General features: G+C 68.5%; 22 protein-coding genes. 16 read left to right on the forward strand and 6 right to left on the reverse strand.

Features of this window, described 5'->3' with window-relative positions; genetic code table 11:
• Positions 1-3: 3 nt before the first annotated feature.
• Positions 4-696, reverse strand: a complete 693-nt coding sequence (locus VFK57_14870; GenBank protein HET7696994.1) for a 7-cyano-7-deazaguanine synthase — start codon at positions 694-696, stop codon at positions 4-6.
• Here VFK57_14870 and VFK57_14875 point away from each other — a divergent pair.
• Positions 695-1,102, forward strand: coding sequence for a 6-carboxytetrahydropterin synthase (locus VFK57_14875; protein ID HET7696995.1), 408 nt, complete (start codon positions 695-697; stop codon positions 1,100-1,102). The genes VFK57_14870 and VFK57_14875 overlap by 2 nt on opposite strands.
• Here VFK57_14875 and VFK57_14880 read toward each other — a convergent pair.
• A complete protein-coding gene (locus VFK57_14880; protein HET7696996.1) occupies positions 1,084-1,533 on the reverse strand; it encodes a metal-dependent transcriptional regulator in 450 nt (149 codons plus the stop codon). The genes VFK57_14875 and VFK57_14880 overlap by 19 nt on opposite strands.
• Before the next feature lie 33 nt (positions 1,534-1,566).
• Here VFK57_14880 and VFK57_14885 point away from each other — a divergent pair, with 33 nt between their 5' ends.
• Together VFK57_14885 and VFK57_14890 are read left to right on the forward strand one after the other, a co-directional pair.
• On the forward strand, positions 1,567-2,295 hold the full coding sequence (locus tag VFK57_14885; GenBank protein HET7696997.1) for a ubiquinone/menaquinone biosynthesis methyltransferase: 729 nt from the start codon (positions 1,567-1,569) through the stop codon (positions 2,293-2,295).
• A 9-nt stretch (positions 2,296-2,304) separates the two neighbouring features.
• Positions 2,305-2,733 (forward strand): hypothetical protein, encoded by a 429-nt coding sequence (locus tag VFK57_14890; protein ID HET7696998.1) that lies wholly within the window; start codon positions 2,305-2,307, stop codon positions 2,731-2,733.
• Positions 2,734-2,737: 4 nt separating this feature from the next.
• On the opposite strand, the gene VFK57_14895 is transcribed toward VFK57_14890, so the two are convergent.
• On the reverse strand, positions 2,738-3,925 hold the full coding sequence (locus tag VFK57_14895; protein HET7696999.1) for a CoA transferase: 1,188 nt from the start codon (positions 3,923-3,925) through the stop codon (positions 2,738-2,740).
• Positions 3,926-3,984: 59 nt separating this feature from the next.
• Between VFK57_14895 and VFK57_14900 the strand changes: the two genes are divergently transcribed.
• Positions 3,985-4,182, forward strand: a complete 198-nt coding sequence (locus VFK57_14900) for a glutaredoxin family protein (protein ID HET7697000.1) — start codon at positions 3,985-3,987, stop codon at positions 4,180-4,182.
• Here the strand turns inward: VFK57_14900 and VFK57_14905 are convergent.
• Complete coding sequence (locus VFK57_14905) at positions 4,121-5,197, reverse strand: hypothetical protein (GenBank protein ID HET7697001.1); 1,077 nt, start codon at positions 5,195-5,197, stop codon at positions 4,121-4,123. The genes VFK57_14900 and VFK57_14905 overlap by 62 nt on opposite strands.
• Positions 5,187-6,326 (reverse strand): aminotransferase class I/II-fold pyridoxal phosphate-dependent enzyme, encoded by a 1,140-nt coding sequence (locus VFK57_14910; GenBank protein HET7697002.1) that lies wholly within the window; start codon positions 6,324-6,326, stop codon positions 5,187-5,189. The genes VFK57_14905 and VFK57_14910 overlap by 11 nt, the downstream gene beginning before the upstream one ends.
• 29 nt (positions 6,327-6,355) lie before the next feature.
• Between VFK57_14910 and VFK57_14915 the strand changes: the two genes are divergently transcribed.
• The gene (locus tag VFK57_14915; protein ID HET7697003.1) at positions 6,356-7,153 is read left to right on the forward strand and encodes a formylglycine-generating enzyme family protein; all 798 of its coding nucleotides are present in this window, start codon (positions 6,356-6,358) and stop codon (positions 7,151-7,153) included.
• A gap of 18 nt (positions 7,154-7,171) precedes the next feature.
• Positions 7,172-7,873: an SIMPL domain-containing protein gene (locus VFK57_14920; GenBank protein ID HET7697004.1), complete on the forward strand. Its 702-nt coding sequence runs from the start codon at positions 7,172-7,174 to the stop codon at positions 7,871-7,873.
• A 16-nt stretch (positions 7,874-7,889) separates the two neighbouring features.
• On the opposite strand, the gene VFK57_14925 is transcribed toward VFK57_14920, so the two are convergent.
• A complete protein-coding gene (locus VFK57_14925; protein ID HET7697005.1) occupies positions 7,890-9,107 on the reverse strand; it encodes a DNA recombination protein RmuC in 1,218 nt (405 codons plus the stop codon).
• A 60-nt stretch (positions 9,108-9,167) separates the two neighbouring features.
• On the opposite strand from VFK57_14925, the gene moeB reads away from it, so the two are divergent.
• From moeB to VFK57_14975, 10 genes are all read left to right on the forward strand, one after another.
• A complete protein-coding gene (gene moeB, locus VFK57_14930; GenBank protein ID HET7697006.1) occupies positions 9,168-10,313 on the forward strand; it encodes a molybdopterin-synthase adenylyltransferase MoeB in 1,146 nt (381 codons plus the stop codon).
• A 74-nt stretch (positions 10,314-10,387) separates the two neighbouring features.
• Entirely contained in the window at positions 10,388-10,714 is a 327-nt protein-coding gene (locus VFK57_14935) for an iron-sulfur cluster assembly accessory protein (GenBank protein ID HET7697007.1), read from the forward strand.
• Positions 10,715-10,786: 72 nt separating this feature from the next.
• On the forward strand, positions 10,787-12,232 hold the full coding sequence (gene sufB, locus VFK57_14940) for a Fe-S cluster assembly protein SufB (protein ID HET7697008.1): 1,446 nt from the start codon (positions 10,787-10,789) through the stop codon (positions 12,230-12,232).
• Between the two features lie 81 nt (positions 12,233-12,313).
• Positions 12,314-13,063, forward strand: a complete 750-nt coding sequence (sufC, locus tag VFK57_14945; protein HET7697009.1) for a Fe-S cluster assembly ATPase SufC — start codon at positions 12,314-12,316, stop codon at positions 13,061-13,063.
• Positions 13,064-13,132: 69 nt separating this feature from the next.
• Positions 13,133-14,419: a Fe-S cluster assembly protein SufD gene (gene sufD / locus VFK57_14950; protein ID HET7697010.1), complete on the forward strand. Its 1,287-nt coding sequence runs from the start codon at positions 13,133-13,135 to the stop codon at positions 14,417-14,419.
• Positions 14,416-15,693: a cysteine desulfurase gene (locus tag VFK57_14955; GenBank protein ID HET7697011.1), complete on the forward strand. Its 1,278-nt coding sequence runs from the start codon at positions 14,416-14,418 to the stop codon at positions 15,691-15,693. Before sufD ends, VFK57_14955 begins: the two co-directional genes overlap by 4 nt.
• Positions 15,693-16,136: an SUF system NifU family Fe-S cluster assembly protein gene (locus VFK57_14960; GenBank protein HET7697012.1), complete on the forward strand. Its 444-nt coding sequence runs from the start codon at positions 15,693-15,695 to the stop codon at positions 16,134-16,136. The genes VFK57_14955 and VFK57_14960 overlap by 1 nt, the downstream gene beginning before the upstream one ends.
• Positions 16,137-16,172: 36 nt before the next feature.
• Positions 16,173-16,571, forward strand: coding sequence for an iron-sulfur cluster assembly protein (locus VFK57_14965; GenBank protein HET7697013.1), 399 nt, complete (start codon positions 16,173-16,175; stop codon positions 16,569-16,571).
• 16 nt (positions 16,572-16,587) lie between these two features.
• A complete protein-coding gene (locus tag VFK57_14970) occupies positions 16,588-17,052 on the forward strand; it encodes an SUF system Fe-S cluster assembly regulator (GenBank protein ID HET7697014.1) in 465 nt (154 codons plus the stop codon).
• A 4-nt stretch (positions 17,053-17,056) separates the two neighbouring features.
• Entirely contained in the window at positions 17,057-18,220 is a 1,164-nt protein-coding gene (locus VFK57_14975) for an IscS subfamily cysteine desulfurase (GenBank protein ID HET7697015.1), read from the forward strand.
• Position 18,221 lies beyond the last annotated feature (1 nt).

The following is an 18,221-nucleotide window of genomic DNA, read 5'->3' on the forward strand; positions in this document are numbered from 1 at the left end:
CAGCTAGGCGCGGTAAGCCGTGCGATCGGGAACGCCCGCTTCCCTGAACGCGTCGCGGCGCTCGCGGCACTTGCTGCACGCGCCGCAGTGCGTGCCCCCCTGCGGATTCATGCAGGACATCGACAGTTCCAGCGGCACTCCCAGCTGAATTCCCCGGCGAATCACCTCCGCCTTGTGCAGCGCCGCGAACGGCGCTTCCACCGCGATCGGCAGCGCGAGACCGAGCGACAACGACCGGGCGGCGGAGGCGAAGAACTCGGGCGTGGCGTCGGGAAACGGATTGCCCGCGAGCGGTCCGATGAAGAGCGCGACGCCGGACGGGCGCGGCCGGATCGCGGTGCCCATATAGACCGCCGCCTTGGCGAGCAGAATCAGGTTGCGTCCGTCGATGAAGACGTCTTCGTCCGGTGTGTCGTACGCGGGGGGCGTGCCGCGCACCGCCCAGTGCGACGGCGGGAACACGTCGCGCATGTCGAACGACAGCTCGGCGAGGCCGCGCATGCCGGCGAACGGCGCGGCCGCCAGCAGCGCGGCGGCGGCCCGCCGTTCTTCCTGCTCCCAGGCGAAGCCGACGCTCACGTAGATCGCGACGACCGGCCCCCCCCCTCGCTCGCGCGCCGCCGCGATGACGTCCGCGAGCAGTACGGCGCTGTCGAGTCCGCTCGAGAACAGCACGGCGCTATAATTTTCGGACATGTACCTGGTCACCAAGCGGATCGAGTTCTGTTACGGGCACCGGCTGCTCGACTATGACGGCGTCTGCAAGCATCCGCACGGACACAACGCGTCGGTGGAGATCGACGTCCGCACCGACAGCCTCGACAACCGCAACATGGTGGTCGATTTCAGCGACATCAAGCGGATCGTGAAGGGCTGGATCGATCGCGAGCTCGATCACAAGATGATCCTGCGCCATGACGATCCGCTGGTCGAGCCGCTGCGCGCGCTCGGCGAGCCGATGTATCTGCTCGAGAGCAATCCGACGGTCGAGCGGATCGCCCGGCTCATCTTCGAGCAGGGACGCGGGCTCGGCGTGCCGATCGTGGCGGTGCGGGTCTGGGAGACGCCGACGTCGGTCGCCACCTACTCGGCCCCGGCCTGACCGCTGCCCGTGCAGGCGTCGGGGATCGGGTCCGCGTGCGGATCCACGGCCGGATGACCCAGCATCTCGTCGATCCGCGCGATCACCCGCTCGGATATCGCGTGCTCCAGATGCTCGGCCTCGGCGTGGACCTCGTTCCAGTTCATTCCCATCACCTTCACCAGGAACAGCTCGATCAGCCGGTGGCGCCGCACCACCATGGCGGCGAGCTTGTCGCCTGACGCCGTCAGCCGCACGCCGGCGTAGGGCTCGTACTTGACGAGGCCCGAGTCCGACAGCGTCTTCACCATCGTCGTGGCGGTGCCGGGCACCACGCGCAGTGCCGCGGCCACCTGGCCCATCGGGACCAGGTCGGACTTCCGGGGCAGTTGAAGCTGCGCCTGAAAGATCGCCTTCAGGTAGTTCTCGACCGTCGACGAGGGCAGCGTCATGGATGGAAATATATCCAGAGTACCATTCAGGCGATGTCCGGTCTTCGAGCCGCGCTGGCCGAGCCCCACACCAAGGCCCCCTACGTCCGGCGGCTGTTTCACACGATCGCCGACCGCTACGATCTGATTACCCGGCTGCTGTCGTTCGGCGCGGATCGCCGCTGGAAGCTGCGGCTCGCGGCGCTCGCCGACCTGCGAAGCGGCACCACCGCGCTGGATCTCGCGTGCGGCACGGGCGACATCGCCTGCGAGCTGGCGCGCCGCGGCGCGCGCGTGTTCGGTCTCGATCTCACCCATCGCATGCTGCAGCTCGCGCAGCAGAAGAACGAAGGTCCGCGACCCGTTCGCTTCGTGACCGGAGACATGATGGCGCTGCCGTTTGCCGATGCGAGCTTCGATCTCGTCACCACCGGCTACGGGATCCGCAACGTCCCGCTGATCGAGCCCGCGCTGGCGGAGATCCGCCGCGTGCTGCGTCCCGGCGGGCTGCTGCTGTCGCTGGACTTCGACCGGCCCGCCAACCGGCTGGTGCGCGCCGTGTACCTCGGCTACCTGACGATCGTCGGCTCAGCGCTGGGGTGGGTGCTGCATCGCGATCCGGACACCTACCGCTACATACCGGAATCGATCAGGAGATATCCCGGCTCCGCCGGTGTGTCGGCCATGCTCGCCCGCGGCGGCTTCAGCGACGCGCGCGTGGTTCCGCTGCTCGGCGGCCTGATGGCGATCAATGTGGCGCGCCGCGCCTCCGAACGCAGGTAACATCACACGATGGAGATTTCCGACGTCCGCCGGCGGATCAGGATGGCGATCGAGACGGCGCGGGCGCGGCGCGCGGAGCGCCGCACCCGTACCGACGACGCCGTCCGTGCCTACGAGGCGTTTCTGCCGGCGATTGCCGTTCCCGCGTTCCACAGCGTCGCCAATGCGCTCACCGGCGAAGGGCATCGCTTCAACGTGATCACCCCCGCCGGCACCGTGCGCTTGTCTCCCGAACGGAGCGCCGAGGATTTCATCGAGCTGTCGCTCGACACCGATCGCGAGCGGCCTTCTGTCGTCGTCCGCTCCGCGCGCGGCCGCGGGCGGCGGATGGTGTCGTCGGAGCGCACGCTGCGTGAAGACCTTCCGATCGAGGAGCTTGCCGAAGAAGACGTGATTGCCGCGGTGATCGACGAGGTAATACCGTTCATCGAGCGATGATCGGTCATCCGACGGTCCGGGTCTTCCGCAGCCCGGCGATCTCCTCCTCAGTCAATCCGAGCTCTTTCAGGATTGCGTCCGTGTGTTGCCCCAACGCCGGCGGCGCAGTGCGAACGGACGCCGGCGTCGCGGACAATTTCAGCGGCGTGCCCAGCACGCGAATCGTCCCGGCGGAGACATGCTCCAGCGGCACGATCATCTCGCGCGCCGCGAGCTGCGGATCGCGCAGCGCTTCCGTGATCGTCCGCACCGCCGCGGCGGGCACGCCGGCCGCTTTCAGGGCGGCGAGGAGATCGTCGCGTCGCCAGGCCGCCAGCACCGCCGACAGCTCCGCGCGCAGGACGTCGCAGTTCGTCACGCGGTCCGCGTTCGTGCGGAAGCGCGGATCGGACGCCAGCGCCGGGCGTCCCAGCGCGGCGGCGAGCCGGCGGAACTGATCGTCGTTGCCGACGGACAGGACGAACTCGCCGTCGGCGGCGGCGAAGGTGTCGTATGGCGCGATCGACGGATGGCGATTGCCCATCCGCACCGGGGTGTCGCCGGTCGCGAACGCGCTCGACGCCTGATAGCTGAGCAACGCCGTAATCGCGTCCAGCATCGCCACGTCGACGCGTTGCCCGCGTCCCGTGCGCCCGCGGGCGACGAGCGCCGCGAGTATGCCCTGGACGGCGAACATGCCGGTGGCGATGTCTCCGACGGCGACCCCGACGCGGTACGGCGGACCGTCCGCGGCGCCGGTGATGCTCATGAGGCCGGCTTCCGCCTGCATCATCGCGTCGTATCCCGGCTCGGCGCTGCGCGGCCCCGATTGACCAAACCCGGAAATCGAGCAGTAGACGATTCGCGGATATCGCGACGCCACCGTGGCGTAGTCGAGCTCGAGGCGCTCCATGGTTCCGGGGCGGAAGTTCTCCACGACCACGTCCGTCCGGCCGAGCAGCGCATCGACGACCCGCCGCGCGCCGGCGTGCTTCAGATCGAGCGCCAGGCTCTCCTTGTTCCGGTTGACGCTGAGAAAATACGCACTCTCCCCGCCGACGAACGGCGGGCCCCAGGCGCGGGTATCGTCGCCGCGGCCCGGCTGCTCGATCTTGACGACGCGCGCGCCCAGATCCGCCAGCTGCATCGTGCAGTAGGGGCCGGCGAGCACCCGGCTGAAATCCAGCACCGTCAGGCCGTCGAGGGGCGTCATACTAATGAATGGCCATGAAGATCACGGTCTACTCCGGCTCGCATTGACGCGCCTGCGACATGGTGAAAGAGTTTCTTTCACGCGAAGGATACGCGTTCGACGCGAAGAACATCGAGGACGACGACAGCGCCTACGACGAGCTGATGGCGCTCGGCGCCCGCGCGGTGCCGACGATCGTGATCGGCAGCCAGGTCGTCACGGGTTTCGACCAGACGCGGCTGCGGGCGGCGCTGGCGGCTGCCGCCGGCGGATCGTAATCAGGTCGCTGAGCAGCGCGTAGGCGGTCTGCGTCAGGCTGCCGCTCAGCTGGCAGATCGCAATCTCGCCGAGCAGATCCGTCTGCAGCACGAGCGCGTTGGCCATGCCGCGCAGCCCGGCCAGCAGGTCGGTTTCCGGCAGTTCGACCGGCCGCACCGACATCGTCACGCGACCGCCGGCCGCCTGCGCCGACGACACCAGCCGCACCCGCGCCCCGCGGGCTTTCGCCGCCATCGCGATCCGCGCCGTCGCCGGGCCGATGCCCTCCCGATCCACCGCGCGCGGCGTGGTTTGCGCGCGCATCAGCACGTTGGCGAGCGCCGCGGTCTTCGCCGCGGCGTCCCAGCCGTCCACGTCGAGCGACGGATCCGCTTCCGCGATGCCCAGCGCCTGCATGCGCTGGAGCGCCGCGTCGAAGCCTTCCCCTTCCTCCAGCGCCGTCAGGATGTGGTTCGTCGTGCTGTTGATGACGCCGCGAAACCCGGTGATCCGAACCGCGGGCAGCGTCTCCCGCACCAGGTTGAAGATCGGCACGCCGTCCATCACCGCGCCCTCGAACAGAAACGATCGGCCGCGATCCTCGGCGAGGACGATCAGCTCCTCGTAGGCGAACGCCGCCGGACCCTTGTTCGCGGTGGCGACGTGGCAGCCGGCCTGCAGCGCGGCGCGGACGTGATCGATCGCCGGCTGTCCGGCGGCGATGTCGAGCGTCGTCGTCTCGATCATCACTTTCAGCGGCGCGTCGCTCGCGGCAAGCCTGCGGATCACGTCGAAGCTGTCGCCCGCATCCTCGCCCGGCGCGGCGAGCGGATTCCCGCTTTCCATCGAGGCCGCGAGCGCCAGCGCGTCGAGCCCGGTTTCGCGAACCAACGCGCCGTGGGAGCGCGTGGCGATGCCGACGATCCGGCAGTCGAGGTCGTAATCGAGCGAGAGCCAGTCGCGGCGTTCCTCGAGCAGGCGGGCGAACCGCCGGCCGACGTGGCCGAAGCCGACCAGCGCCAGATCAGCGCGCATGCACGCCGGCGGATCGCAGGAACTCGCCCACCAGCGTCAGCGCCGACTCGAGGTAGGCCGGATCGGCGCCGAAACCGATGCGCAGGTAGCCGTCCATGCCGAAGTAGTCCCCTGGAACGATCAGGACGCTGCGCTCCTCGCGCAGACGCTCGGTGAGCTGCGACGAGGGCCGGGGCGAGTCGTGGCGGACGAACACGATGGCGCCGGCTTCGGGCGCGAGGTGCGTCAGCCCGTCCTGGCGCTCGAGCCAGCGTCGTACGAGCGGGTAGTTGGTCCGGATGATGCCCCGCGTCCGCGCCAGCAGCGCCGCGCGGCGCTCGGGCTCGAGCGCGATGCGCGCCAGGCGGTCGTTGATCCCGCCGGGCGCGATGGTGGTGTAGTCGTGCACCGCCCACAGTTCGTCAATCAGCGCCGGCGGCGCGACGGCCCATCCGATGCGCAGCCCGGGAAGTCCGTAGGCCTTCGACAGTCCGCTGGTGACGACCACGCGCTCGTAACGGCCCCACATCGTCGGCGTGTCGTCGGCGATGCGCTCCGCGCCGCGGTAGATCTCGTCCGAGACGACCCAGGCGCCGACGCCGGCGGCGAGGCGCCCGATCTCCTCGAGCTCCGCCGCCGTGAGCCGCGCGCCGGTGGGATTGTTCGGATTACAGATGAGGATCGCGCGGGTCTTCGGCGAGACCAGCGCGCGCAGCTCGTCGAGGTCGGGAGCCCAGCGCGCCGCCTCACCGCTGCCCGTCTCGCGGAGCCGCCACGACCGTACCGTGGCGCCGAGCGCCTGCGCGAGACCGCGGGCCTGCAGGTAATTGGGCGAGAGAAAGACGATCTCGTCGCCGGGGGACACGAGCCGCATCAGCACGATGCAGTTCGCTTCCGATCCGCCGTTGGTCACCTCGACGTGATCGTGCGTGGCGCCCGGATACATCGCGGCGATCAGCTCGCGCAGCTCGATGGTGCCGTTGGTCTGGGGATAGCCGAGCTCGAGCGCGAGCACGGCGGCCTGGTTCTCGGGCGTGCGCAGCAATTCCGACACGCGCAGCGGGTGCACGCCGCTCTCCGACAGATTCCAGGCGACGCGGTTCTCCCAGATCGACTGCACGCGCTCGAGCGCGAAAGTTTCGAGCTTCACGCCGCCAGTGTATCCTCTTGTCGCGCTGCATGACGAGTGACCTGGCGCCCGAACTCGCGCTGATTCCGGCCGGCGAATTCCTCATGGGCTCAGAGGACGCGGAGGAGGACGAACGTCCCGTCCATCGCGTCCACGTCGACGACTTCCTGCTCGGCGTGCAGCCGGTCACCAATGCCGAGTACGCGCGCTTCGTTCGCGACACCGGGCATCGCGCGCCGGCGATCTACGAGCTGCCGCTGGTGGTGAAGGCCGGCGGTGCCGAACGCGAGCGCGCCTTCCGGCAGGCCGGCAAGCCCTACGTCTGGGATCAGGGGCATTACCCTCCCGACCGCGGCGATCACCCGGTCACGCTCGTGCGGCACGACGATGCGGCCGCGTATTGCGCGTGGCTGTCGGCGATCACCGGCCGGCCGTTCCGCCTGCCGACGGAGGCGGAGTGGGAAAAGGCCGCTCGAGGCGGCACGGAGTCAAAAAGATATCCGTGGGGCGATCGGCTCGACCGGAACATGGCGAACTTCCTCGCCGATCCGGCGGCGCGATCCGCTCAAGGCACGACGCCATGCCGGACCTATCCGCCGAATGCGTTCGGGCTGTTCGACATGGCGGGGAACGTCTGGGAATGGGTGCACGACTGGTACGATGCGCGATACTACCGGACCGAGCCGCAGCGGAATCCCACCGGCGCCGCGTCCGGGCAGCTGCGCGTGCTGCGGGGCGGCAGCTGGCTCGTCGCCGACGTGCGGATGCTGTCGTGCAGTCACCGGCACAAGGTGCCGCCGGACACCTACTCGTACGCGATCGGGTTTCGCGTGGCGTGTTCGGCGTGATCCAGAAAGGTAGCAGCCATGAAGTCGCTCGCCGTTGCACTCGTTCTGCTCAGCGCCCCGGCGCTCGCCCAACAGGCCCCGCCGCCTGCGGGCCCGCCGGTGATCGTCACCACCGGCGAGGCGGTCGTGAAGCGCGCGCCGGATCGGGCGTGGGTCACGATCGGCGCGGAGAGCCGCGCCCGCACCGCCGCGGAGGCCCAGCGGCTCAACACCGAGGCGATGACGGCCGTGATCGATCGCATCAAGTCGTCCGGCATTCCCGCTGACGCGGTGCAGACGACCGGCTACCACCTGCAGCCGGAGTTCGACTACGCCAACGGCAGGCAGACGCTCCGCGGCTACGTCGCGCGCAACCAGGTGCAGGTGCGGATCGACACGCTGGCGAAGACCGGCGACGTGATCGCCGCCGCGGTCGGGACCGGGGCGACGAACGTGAGCGGCGTGCGCTTCGATCTCCAGAACCGCGACGCGGTCGAGCGCGAGGCGCTGCGCCTCGCGGTGCAGGACGCGCGCAACCGCGCCAGCGCGGCCGCCTCGGGAGCCGGGCTCGCCATCGATCGCGTGATCCGCATCGAAGAGCAGCGCGACATGGTCGACATCCCGCGTCCGATGCCGGTGAACATGGCGATGATGGAGTCGCGCGCGGCGCAGGCGGTGCCGGTGGAGGCGGGAGAGATCGAAGTCCGCGCCCGCGTGCTGCTCACCGCGGGCATCCGCTAGCCGCGATCCCCCGCGGCTATCGGCTTACCGTGACCGGCGAAGTGCTGGCGTCCTCTATCAGCGATTCCTGAACCGGCGCCCGCAGCTCCGGGGCGCGGATTTCGCGCAGCTCCACGCGGGCCGGATCGAGCTCCGGCATCTCCTTCGCGGCGGTGACGCCCATCTCCTTGAACCTGCGGGCGGTGACGAGCACGCGCGACTCCAGCGAGCCGATGAAGCGGTCGTAGGCCGCACCCGCCTGTTTCAGATTCGAGCCGACGGACTGCAGGTTGTCGGCCATCACCGCCAGCCGATCGTACAGCTCGGCGCCGAGCGCCCGCACCTCCTCGGCGCTCTGCGTGAGGCGCTGCTGCTGCCAGGCGGACGCGACGGTGCGCAGCAGCGCCAGCAGCGTGAGCGGCGACGCGGGGATGACGCGCTGGTCCGCGGCGAAGTCGAACAGCGTGGAGTCGTGCTGCAGCGCGGCGCTGAACAGCGGTTCTCCGGGAAGGAACATCACCACCAGCTCGGGCGTCGGCGTGAACTTCGCCCAGTAGCTCTTGGCCGACAGCCCCTTGATGTGCTCGCGGACCTGACGCGCATGATCGCGCAGCAGCGCGTCGCGCCGCGTCGCGTCAGGCGCATCCACCGCGTTGAGATAGGCGTCGATCGGCACCTTCGAATCGATCACGATGCAGGCGCCGTTCGGCAGCTGCACCGTCATGTCGGGGATCGAGCGGCGCCCGGCGGCGTCCTCGAAGAAATTCTTCTCGCTGAAGTCGCCGCAGTACTGCGCCATGCCGGCGCGTTCGACGATGTTGCGGAGCTGGATTTCCCCCCATCGGCCGCGCTGGTTCGGCGACTTGAGCGCGTTCACGAGCTGCTGCGTCTGCATCCGCAGCAGCTCCTGCGTCTCGCTGACCGACTGCAGATGGCCCTTGAGCGCCGACTGCTCGCGTTCGGTCTCACGCAGGTGCGCGCCCAGCTTGTCGAGCGAGGTCTTCACCGGCTCGAACGACGTTCCGGCGAGCTGCAGGAACGACAGGTTGTTCTGCCGGAGCGCGTCCGCGGACAGCGCCGTGAACGTGTCTTTCAGCGACTCGCGCGCGGTGTCGAGCAGCGCCAGCTTCTCGGTGGTGGCCCGGCGTTCGGCGGTCAGCTCGGCCGCGAGCGTGGCGGCGCGGCGCTCGGCGCGCAGTGCCCAGACCGCGGCGGCGCAGCAGAGCGCGGCGAGCACCAGGACGGCAATGATCACGATGCACGAAGTTTAGGCGAAAGGATCCGTAACCTCAAGAGGGATATGATCATTTCGTCGATGACCCTTCCGGAGCTGACCCCGGGCGAGCTGCAGCGCTACAGCCGCCACCTGCTGTTGCCCGAGTTGGGCGCCGAAGGACAGCGCCTGCTCAAGCGGGCCCGTGTGCTCTGCGTCGGCGCCGGCGGACTGGGATCCCCCGCGGCGCTGTACCTGGCCGCGGCCGGCATCGGCACCCTCGGCCTGGTCGACTTCGACGTCGTCGATTTCAGCAACCTCCAGCGGCAGATCATTCACGGCACCGCGGACGTCGGGCGTTCGAAGCTCGCGTCGGCGAAGGCGCGGATCGAAGCGCTCAATCCGGAGGTCCGCGTCGAGACGTTCGAGGCGCGCTTTTCGGTGGCGAACGCGCGAACGCTGGTGGAGGCGTTCGACGTCGTCGTCGACGGCACCGACAATTTTCCCGCGCGGTATCTCGTCAACGACGCGTGCGTCCTGTTCCGGCGGCCGAACGCCTGGGGCAGCATCTTCCGGTTCGAGGGGCAGGCCGCCGTCTTCGCGGCGCCCGGCGGTCCCTGCTACCGGTGTCTGCATCCCGAACCGCCGCCGCAAGGCCTGGTCCCCAGTTGCGCCGAAGCAGGCGTGCTCGGCGTCCTGCCAGGCGTCATCGGCACGATTCAGGCGACCGAGGCGCTGAAGTTGATCCTCGGGATCGGCGAACCGCTGGTCGGCCGGTTTCTGGTTTACGACGCGTTGAAGATGCGGTTCCGGGAACTGAAGCTCCGCAGGGATCCCGACTGCCCGATCTGCGGTTCGCGTCCGACGATCACGGAGCTTCGCGAGACCGGCGCGTTCTGTGAAACGGGAGCAGGCAACAGATCCGGATCGGGTCCGGCGATGACTGCGCGCGAACTGAAGGCGAGGATGGACGCGGGCACGGCGCCGATGATTCTCGACGTGCGCGAGCCGTTCGAGGCGGCGATCTGCAGTCTGCCCGGAGCCGTGCTGATTCCGCTCGGCGAGCTGCCGCGCCGCCTGGGCGAGCTGCGGCGCGGCCAGGAGATCGTCGTGCACTGTAAATCCGGCGCGCGCAGCGCCCGCGCGGTGGGGTTGCTCCGGGCGGAGGGATTTACCGGCGCGGTGAATCTGTCCGGCGGCATCCTCAACTGGATCAACGAGATAGACCCTTCCCTCAGCCGTTACTAACTGGTTACAAATCGGGTCTGAAGATGTTAATATAGGACTCTTCTGGTCGGTGTTTCGCCGGCCCGCTGGGAGTCATGCTTCAGATCAGCGACAACGCCGCAAAGCTCATCCGGAAAATGACCGCGAAAAACGGGATCCCGGACGGCGGCCTGCGTATCGGCATCAAGGCGGGTGGATGCTCCGGCCTCAGCTATACGTTCGCCTGGGAGGCCGCGCCGAGGGAAGGGGATCACGTGTTCGAGGGTTCGGACGGTTCGAAGGTCTTCGTCGACCCCCGCAGCTTCCGTTTCCTCGACGGCACCACGCTCGACTACGACACCAGCCTGGTGAGCAAGGGCTTCATCTTCAACAACCCGAACGCGAAATCCTCGTGCGGGTGCGGGACCTCTTTCAGCGTATGACGCGCGCTGCTTCGCGGCCCGCTGCGACCGCAGCGCTGGTCGGTCACTTGCGGCGGGGTCACAGAGCCAACCATGTCCACAGCCACTGAAACCATCGAACAACTCGCCAACCGCGAGTACAAGTACGGCTTCGTCACCGAGGTCGAGACCGAGTCGATCCCCAAGGGCCTCAACGAGGACGTCGTCCGGCTCATCTCGCAGAAGAAGAACGAGCCCGAATGGCTGCTCGAGTGGCGGCTGAAGGCGTATCGCCTGTGGCTGACCATGAAGGAGCCGACCTGGCAGAACGTCAAGTACGACCCGATCAACTACCAGGACATCAGCTATTACGCCGCGCCGAAGAAGAAGAAGGCGCTGAACAGCCTCGATGAAGTCGATCCCGAGGTGAAGCGCACCTTCGACAAGCTGGGCATCCCGCTCGAGGAGCAGAAGCTGCTCGCCGGGGTGGCGGTCGACGCCGTGTTCGACAGCGTCTCGGTGGCGACGACCTTCCGCGAGAAGCTCGGGAGCATGGGGATCATCTTCATGTCGTTCTCCGAGGCGGTGCAGCATCACCCGGAGCTGGTGAAGAAGTATCTCGGCTCGGTCGTGCCGCACACCGACAACTTCTTCGCCGCGCTGAACTCCGCGGTGTTCAGCGACGGCTCGTTCGTCTACGTGCCGAAGGGCGTGCGCTGCCCGATGGAGCTGTCGACCTATTTCCGCATCAATGCGAAGGACACGGGCCAGTTCGAGCGGACGCTGATCATCGCCGACGAAGGATCGTACGTGAGCTATCTCGAAGGCTGCACCGCGCCGATGCGCGACGAGAACCAGCTCCATGCGGCGGTGGTCGAACTCGTCGCCCACGACGACGCGACGATCAAGTACTCGACGATCCAGAACTGGTACCCGGGCGACAAGGAAGGCAAGGGCGGGATCTACAACTTCGTGACCAAGCGCGGTCTGTGCCAGGGGCGCGGTTCGAAGATCACCTGGACCCAGGTCGAGACCGGCTCGGCGATCACCTGGAAGTACCCGGGCTGCATCCTGCAGGGTGACGGGTCGATCGGCGAGTTCTACTCGGTCGCGACCACCAACAACTGGCAGCAGGCGGACACCGGCACCAAGATGGTGCACCTCGGGAAGAACACCCGTTCGACGATCGTGTCGAAGGGCATCTCCGCCGGCCACGGCCAGAACACCTACCGCGGCCTGGTGCGGATCGGCAAGAACGCGCAGAACGCGCGCAACTACTCGCAGTGCGACTCGCTGCTGATCGGCGACAAGTGCGGCGCCCACACCTTCCCCTACCTCGAGATCCGCAACACCTCGGCGAAGGTGGAGCACGAGGCGTCGACGTCGAAGATCGGCGAGGACCAGATCTTCTACTGCCGCCAGCGGGGTCTGACCCTCGAAGACTCGATCAACATGATCGTCAGCGGGTTCTGCAAGGAAGTGTTCCGCGAGCTGCCGATGGAGTTCGCGGTGGAAGCCCAGAAGCTTCTCAGCGTCAGTCTGGAAGGATCGGTCGGCTAGCGGCGCGAGCGTGCGCCGCCAGCGAGCCACGAGAGAACGTGCAGGGGAGTCCGAGGGGCGACGCCCCTCGGAGATGAACGAATGAGTATGCTCGACGTCAAGAATCTGCAGGTGAGCGCCGAAGGCAAGGAGATCCTGAGAGGGCTCGATCTCCACGTGAACGCGGGCGAGGTCCACGCCATCATGGGCCCCAACGGCTCGGGGAAGAGCACGCTCGCCCGGGCGCTGTCCGGCCATCCTCAGTACGAGGTGACGGGCGGCGAGGTGCGGTTCGAAGGCAGGGATCTGCTGGCGATGGATCCGGACGAACGCGCCCGCGAGGGAGTGTTCATGGCGTTCCAGTACCCGGTGGAGATCGCCGGCGTCAACAACGCCAACTTCCTCAAGGCGGCGCTCAACGCCAGGCGCAAGCACTTCGGCCAGCCGGAGCTCGACGCCATGGAGTTCATCGCGCTGGTCCGCGAGAAGGCGAAGCTGCTCGAGATCGACGACTCGATGCTCAAGCGCGCGGTGAACGAAGGGTTCTCGGGCGGCGAGAAGAAGCGCAACGAGATCTTCCAGCTGGCGCTGCTCGAGCCGAGGCTCGCGATTCTCGACGAGACCGACTCCGGCCTCGACATCGACGCGCTGAAGCTCGTCGCCGCCGGCGTGAATGCGATGCGCTCCCCGGACCGCGCCTTCATCGTCGTCACCCACTACCAGCGGCTGCTCACCTACATCGTGCCGGACTTCGTTCACGTGCTGAGCGGCGGCCGGATCGTGAAGTCCGGCGGCAAGGAGCTGGCGCTGGAGCTGGAAGCCAAGGGGTATGGGTGGATTGACGCGGCGTAGACAGCCGAGAGCTGAGATCTGGACAACATGACGCAAGTAGCCGAAAAGCCGACCGCATTTGCACAAGCGATGGAAAAACGTCCTCACGGCGGTCCGCGATGGCTGGACGATCTCCGGTCGCGCGGGGCGGCGCGGTTCACCGCGCTCGGCATCCCCACGGTGCGGGACGAGGAGTGGCGCTTCACCAACGTGTCGGCGCTCAACTCGTTCGACTTCGCGCCGGCGGGGCCGATCTCCGGCGCCGCCGATCGGCTGACCGGGTTCGCCTGCATCGATGCGCCGGCGCGGCTGGTCGTGGTCAACGGCCGGTTCGACACGACGCTGTCGCGGGTCAAGGGGCTGCCCCCGGGCGTTCAGGCCGGATCGCTGGCGGTGGCGCTGAAGGACCATGCCGACGTGGTGCAGCGCTACTTCGGCCAGATCGCGGATTTCACCAGCCGCAGCTTCACCGCGCTCAACACCGCGTTCGTCCAGGACGGCGCGTTCGTCTATCTGCCCGACGGCGTGGTCGTCGACGCGCCGATCCACATCGTCTTCGTGACCGGGGCGGACGCCGCGACGGTCGTGGCGCATCCGCGGACCCTGGTGGTGGCCGGCGCGAACGCGCAGGCGCGGATCGTCGAGAGCTACATCGGCGTCTCGGGAGAGACCTACTTCAACAACGCGGTCTCGGAAGTGTTCGTCGGCGAGAACGCCGGCGTCGATCACTACAAGGTGCAGCAGGAATCGCTCGACGCGTTCCACATCGCCAGCCTCTACGCCCATACCTCGCGCAGCGCGCGCTTCTCGTCGCACTCCTTCGCGCTGGGCGGGCGGCTCGTGCGCAACGACGCGTTCGCGATTCTCGACGGCGAGGGAGGGGACTGCACCCTGAACGGGTTGTACCTCGCCGACCGCGAGCGGCTGATCGACAATCACACCACGATCGACCACGCCAAGCCGCACTGCGGCAGCCACGAGATCTACAAGGGCATCCTCGGCGGCTCGGCGCGCGCCGTCTTCAACGGCAAGATCATCGTCCGCCAGGATGCGCAGAAGACCGACGCCAAGCAGACCAACCGCGCGCTGCTCCTCAGCGACGGCGCGACGATCAACACCAAGCCGCAGCTCGAGATCTTCGCCGACGACGTGAAGTGCACGCACGGCGCCGCGATCGGGCAGCTCGACGACGACGCCATCTTCTACCTGCGGGCGCGCGGCCTCACCTATGCCGAGGCGCGCGACATGCTGATCCACGCGTTCGCCGGGCAGGTGCTCGACGGCGTGCAGGTGGAGCCGCTTCGCGCCGCGCTCGAGGCGGAGCTGTTCGAACAGCTCGCCCGGGACCTGGCGGAAGTCGATTCGAAGAAGCCATGACCCCCGACACCGTCGCGGCTCGCAGTGACGTTCGCGCCGGCGCGCAGCCCGGCGCCCGCTTCGACGTCGACCGCGTGCGGGCGGACTTTCCGATCCTGTCCCGCACCGTGCACGGCCGGCCGCTGGTCTATCTCGACAACGCCGCCACCACGCAGAAGCCGCAGGTGGTGCTCGACGCGATCCTGTCGTACTACACCGGGATCAACGCCAACGTGCACCGCGGCGTGCACGAGTTGAGCGAGCGGGCCACAGCCGCGTACGAGGGGGCGCGCGAGCGCGTGCGGGCATTCTTCAACGCCGCCTCGACGCACGAGATCGTCTTCACCCGGAATGCCACCGAGGGGATCAACCTGGTCGCGCAGTCGTTCGCGCGGCCGCTGCTCGCGCCCGGAGACGAGATTCTGGTCTCGGCGATGGAGCATCACTCCAACATCGTCCCCTGGCAGATGGCGTGTGCCGCTGCCGGGGCGAGGCTGGCGGTGGCGCCGATCGACGACCGCGGCGAGCTGATGCTCGACGAGCTCGAGCGCAGGCTGACGCCGCGGACGCGGCTCCTGGCGATCACGCACATGTCGAACGCGCTCGGCACCGTCACGCCGGTGCGCGACATCGTGCGGCTGGCGCACGCCGGCGGCGTGCCGGTGCTGGTCGACGCGTCCCAGGCGGCGTACCACATGCGCGTGGACGTCCGCGATCTCGGCTGCGATTTCCTGGTGGCCACCGGCCACAAGCTGTACGGGCCGACCGGCATCGGCGTCCTCTACGGCCGCGAAGCGCGGCTCGAGGCGATGCCGCCGTTTCTCGGCGGCGGCGACATGATCGCCTCGGTGAGCTTCGAGGGCAGCACCTGGAACACGCTGCCCTACAAGTTCGAGGCCGGAACGCCGCACATGGCCGGCGCGATCGGTCTGCACGCCGCCCTCGATTACATCGACGCCATCGGCTTCGATCGGATCGCGGCGCACGAAGCGGAGCTGCTCGCCGCCGCCACCGCCGCGCTGGCGGACATTCCCGGCGTGCGGCTGATTGGCACCGCGCGGCAGAAGGGCAGCATCGTCTCGTTCGTCATGGACGGCGTGCATCCTCACGACATCGGCACCATCGTCGACCGCGAAGGGATCGCCATCCGCACCGGGCATCACTGCGCGCAGCCGGTGATGGAACGCTTCGGCGTGCCGGCGACCGCGCGCGCGTCGCTGGCGATGTACAACACGGTGGCGGAGGTCGAGGCGCTGGCGCGGGCGCTGCGCCGGGTCCGGGAGGTCTTCGCCTGATGTCCGACCTCGCGGACCTCTACCAGGAGGTCATCCTCGATCACAATCGGCGGCCGAGGAACTTCCACGCGCTCGCCGGCGCCAGCCACACGGCCGAAGGCTACAACCCGTTGTGCGGCGACCGCCTGACCTTGTATCTGAAGCTGAACGGCGAGACGATCGAGGACGTGTCGTTCGAGGGGGCGGGGTGTGCGATTTCCAAAGCCTCCGCGTCGCTGATGACCGATGCGGTCAAGGGGCGGACGAAGGCGGAGGCGGAGGCGCTGTTCGCGCGCTTCCACCGGATGGTCACGACCCCGCCCGACCAGCCGATCGAAGAGATGGGGAAGCTGTCGTCGCTGGCCGGCGTTCGCGAGTTCCCCGTGCGGGTGAAGTGCGCGAGTCTCGCCTGGCACACGCTGAAAGCGGCGTTCAATGACGAACGCCGTACGTCCACGGAATGAACCAGACAGCCCGGCCTGCTGGTCGGGCGCTCAAGCATGAAGAACCTTCCCATGATCCCCGAGCAGCCTGCGGATCTTCCGCCTGACGGTGGCAGCCAGCTGGAGGGTCTCGCGGCCGATCCGGCGAGAACGGAGGCCTTGCGCCCCGCCATTCACGCGGCGCTCAAGAGGGTTTACGATCCGGAGATCCCGGTCGACATCCTCGAGCTGGGGCTCATCTACGACGTGTTCGTCACCGCCGACGGAGTGGCGGCGATCAAGATGACGCTGACCGCGCCGGCGTGCCCGGCGGCGCAGGTGCTGCCGGGGCAGGTCGCCGACGCGGCGAAGAGCGTCGCCGGCGTCACGGACGCGGCCGTCGAGGTCGTGTGGGAGCCTGCCTGGACCAGGGATCGGATGTCGGACGCGGCGAAACTGCAGCTGGGGATGTGGTGACGGAGAGGCGTTAACGATGCTGCGACTCTCTAAGAAGGCGGATTACGCGCTGATGGCGATGAAGCACCTCGCCCGGAAGACCGACTCCGCGTCGGCCTCGACGAGTGCCCGTGAGATCGCCGAACAGTACGACATTCCCATCGAGCTGATGGCCAAGGTGCTGCAGCGCCTCGCGCGCCACGGGCTGCTCACCTCGCACCAGGGCACGCGCGGCGGCTACACGCTGTCGCGCGCCACGACCTCGATCTCCGTCGCCGACATCATCCAGGCGATCGACGGTCCGCTGACGGTCACCGCCTGCTCCACGGAGGACGAGCAGTGCGAGCAGTTCGTCAAGTGCAACGTCCGCGATCCGCTCTGGCGGATCAAGGATCGGATTCTGTCCGCGCTCGCCGAGTGCTCGCTGGCCGAGATCTCCAGCGACATCCCGCCGCCGCCGCCCGAGGTCATGCCGATGACCCTGTCGCGCGGCACGCGGTGACCACGTGAAGCCCCTCTACCTCGATTACCACGCCACCACGCCGGTGGATCCGCGCGTCCTCGAGGCGATGCTGCCGTTCTTCACCGAGCGGTTCGGCAATCCGAACAGCAAGCAGCACGCCTGGGGCTGGGACGCGCGCGACGCGGTCGAAGCGGCGCGGGCCCAGGTGGCGGCGCTGATCAACGCCTCTGCCGGCGAAATCGTGTTCACCAGCGGCGCGACCGAGTCGAGCAACCTCGCGCTCCGCGGCGTGGCGGCGGCGCGCGGCGACGGGCCGCGCCACGTGATCACGACCGCGATCGAGCACAAGTCGGTGCTCGACGTGTGCCGCGGCCTCGAGACCGCCGGATGCGCGGTCACGATCCTCGGCGTGAACAGCGGCGGGCTGGTCGATCCGGCGGCGCTGAAGCGCGCGCTGCGCCCCGAGACGGTGCTCGTCAGCGTGATGGCGGCGAACAACGAGATCGGCACGGTGCAGCCGATGGCGGCGCTCGGCGCGATCGTGCGCGAGCACGGCGCGCTGTTTCACACCGACGCCGCGCAGGCGGCCGGCAAGGTGCCGATCGACGTGCGGGCGATGAACGTCGATCTGCTGTCGCTCACCGCGCACAAGTTCTACGGTCCCAAGGGCTGCGGCGCGCTGTTCATCCGCAAGGCGCGGCCGCGGATCGCGATCGCGCCGCAGGCGGTCGGCGGCGGGCAGGAGAACGGCGTGCGTTCGGGCACCCTGAACGTGCCGGGGATCGTCGGTCTCGGCCGTGCGGCGGAGATCTGCCGCGTCGAGATGGCCGGGGAAGCGGCGCGCCTGAGCACGCTGCGCGACCGGCTGCTCCACGGACTCCGCGCCCGCGTGCCCGGCCTGCGCGTCAATGGCACGCTCGAGCAGCGGCTGCCGCACAACCTGCACATCAGCTTCGACGGCATCGAAGGAGAGCGCCTGCTGATGGCGCTCGGCGATCTGGCCGTATCCACCGGATCCGCCTGCGCCTCGGGCAGCCAGGCGCCCTCGCACGTCCTGCAGGCGATCGGCGCGACCTCCGACATGGCGGCCGCCTCCATCCGTTTCGGACTCGGCCGTTCGACGACCGAGGCCGACGTCGATTACGCGATCGAACGCGTCTCAGCCGTGGTCACGGCCCTGCTGGCAACGACCTTGCTCTCGCACTGAG

This window comes from Vicinamibacterales bacterium (assembly GCA_035699745.1).
Taxonomy (GTDB): Bacteria; Acidobacteriota; Vicinamibacteria; order Vicinamibacterales; family 2-12-FULL-66-21; genus JAICSD01.

What these genes read in the sequence shown, in the direction of transcription:
- sufC (HET7697009.1), top strand. Translation starts at nt 12,314, where the DNA reads ATGAGTATGCTCGACGTCAAGAATCTGCAGGTGAGCGCCGAAGGCAAG.
- VFK57_14875 (HET7696995.1), top strand. Translation starts at nt 695, where the DNA reads ATGTACCTGGTCACCAAGCGGATCGAGTTCTGTTACGGGCACCGGCTG.
- VFK57_14960 (HET7697012.1), top strand. Translation starts at nt 15,693, where the DNA reads ATGTCCGACCTCGCGGACCTCTACCAGGAGGTCATCCTCGATCACAAT.
- VFK57_14900 (HET7697000.1), top strand. Translation starts at nt 3,985, where the DNA reads ATGGTGAAAGAGTTTCTTTCACGCGAAGGATACGCGTTCGACGCGAAG.
- VFK57_14920 (HET7697004.1), top strand. Translation starts at nt 7,172, where the DNA reads ATGAAGTCGCTCGCCGTTGCACTCGTTCTGCTCAGCGCCCCGGCGCTC.
- VFK57_14895 (HET7696999.1), bottom strand. Translation starts at nt 3,925, where the DNA reads ATGACGCCCCTCGACGGCCTGACGGTGCTGGATTTCAGCCGGGTGCTC.
- VFK57_14885 (HET7696997.1), top strand. Translation starts at nt 1,567, where the DNA reads ATGTCCGGTCTTCGAGCCGCGCTGGCCGAGCCCCACACCAAGGCCCCC.
- VFK57_14935 (HET7697007.1), top strand. Translation starts at nt 10,388, where the DNA reads ATGCTTCAGATCAGCGACAACGCCGCAAAGCTCATCCGGAAAATGACC.
- VFK57_14965 (HET7697013.1), top strand. Translation starts at nt 16,173, where the DNA reads ATGAAGAACCTTCCCATGATCCCCGAGCAGCCTGCGGATCTTCCGCCT.
- VFK57_14870 (HET7696994.1), bottom strand. Translation starts at nt 696, where the DNA reads ATGTCCGAAAATTATAGCGCCGTGCTGTTCTCGAGCGGACTCGACAGC.
- VFK57_14915 (HET7697003.1), top strand. Translation starts at nt 6,356, where the DNA reads ATGACGAGTGACCTGGCGCCCGAACTCGCGCTGATTCCGGCCGGCGAA.
- VFK57_14955 (HET7697011.1), top strand. Translation starts at nt 14,416, where the DNA reads ATGACCCCCGACACCGTCGCGGCTCGCAGTGACGTTCGCGCCGGCGCG.
- VFK57_14890 (HET7696998.1), top strand. Translation starts at nt 2,305, where the DNA reads ATGGAGATTTCCGACGTCCGCCGGCGGATCAGGATGGCGATCGAGACG.
- sufB (HET7697008.1), top strand. Translation starts at nt 10,787, where the DNA reads ATGTCCACAGCCACTGAAACCATCGAACAACTCGCCAACCGCGAGTAC.
- VFK57_14905 (HET7697001.1), bottom strand. Translation starts at nt 5,197, where the DNA reads ATGCGCGCTGATCTGGCGCTGGTCGGCTTCGGCCACGTCGGCCGGCGG.
- sufD (HET7697010.1), top strand. Translation starts at nt 13,133, where the DNA reads ATGGAAAAACGTCCTCACGGCGGTCCGCGATGGCTGGACGATCTCCGG.
- VFK57_14970 (HET7697014.1), top strand. Translation starts at nt 16,588, where the DNA reads ATGCTGCGACTCTCTAAGAAGGCGGATTACGCGCTGATGGCGATGAAG.
- moeB (HET7697006.1), top strand. Translation starts at nt 9,168, where the DNA reads ATGACCCTTCCGGAGCTGACCCCGGGCGAGCTGCAGCGCTACAGCCGC.
- VFK57_14880 (HET7696996.1), bottom strand. Translation starts at nt 1,533, where the DNA reads ATGACGCTGCCCTCGTCGACGGTCGAGAACTACCTGAAGGCGATCTTT.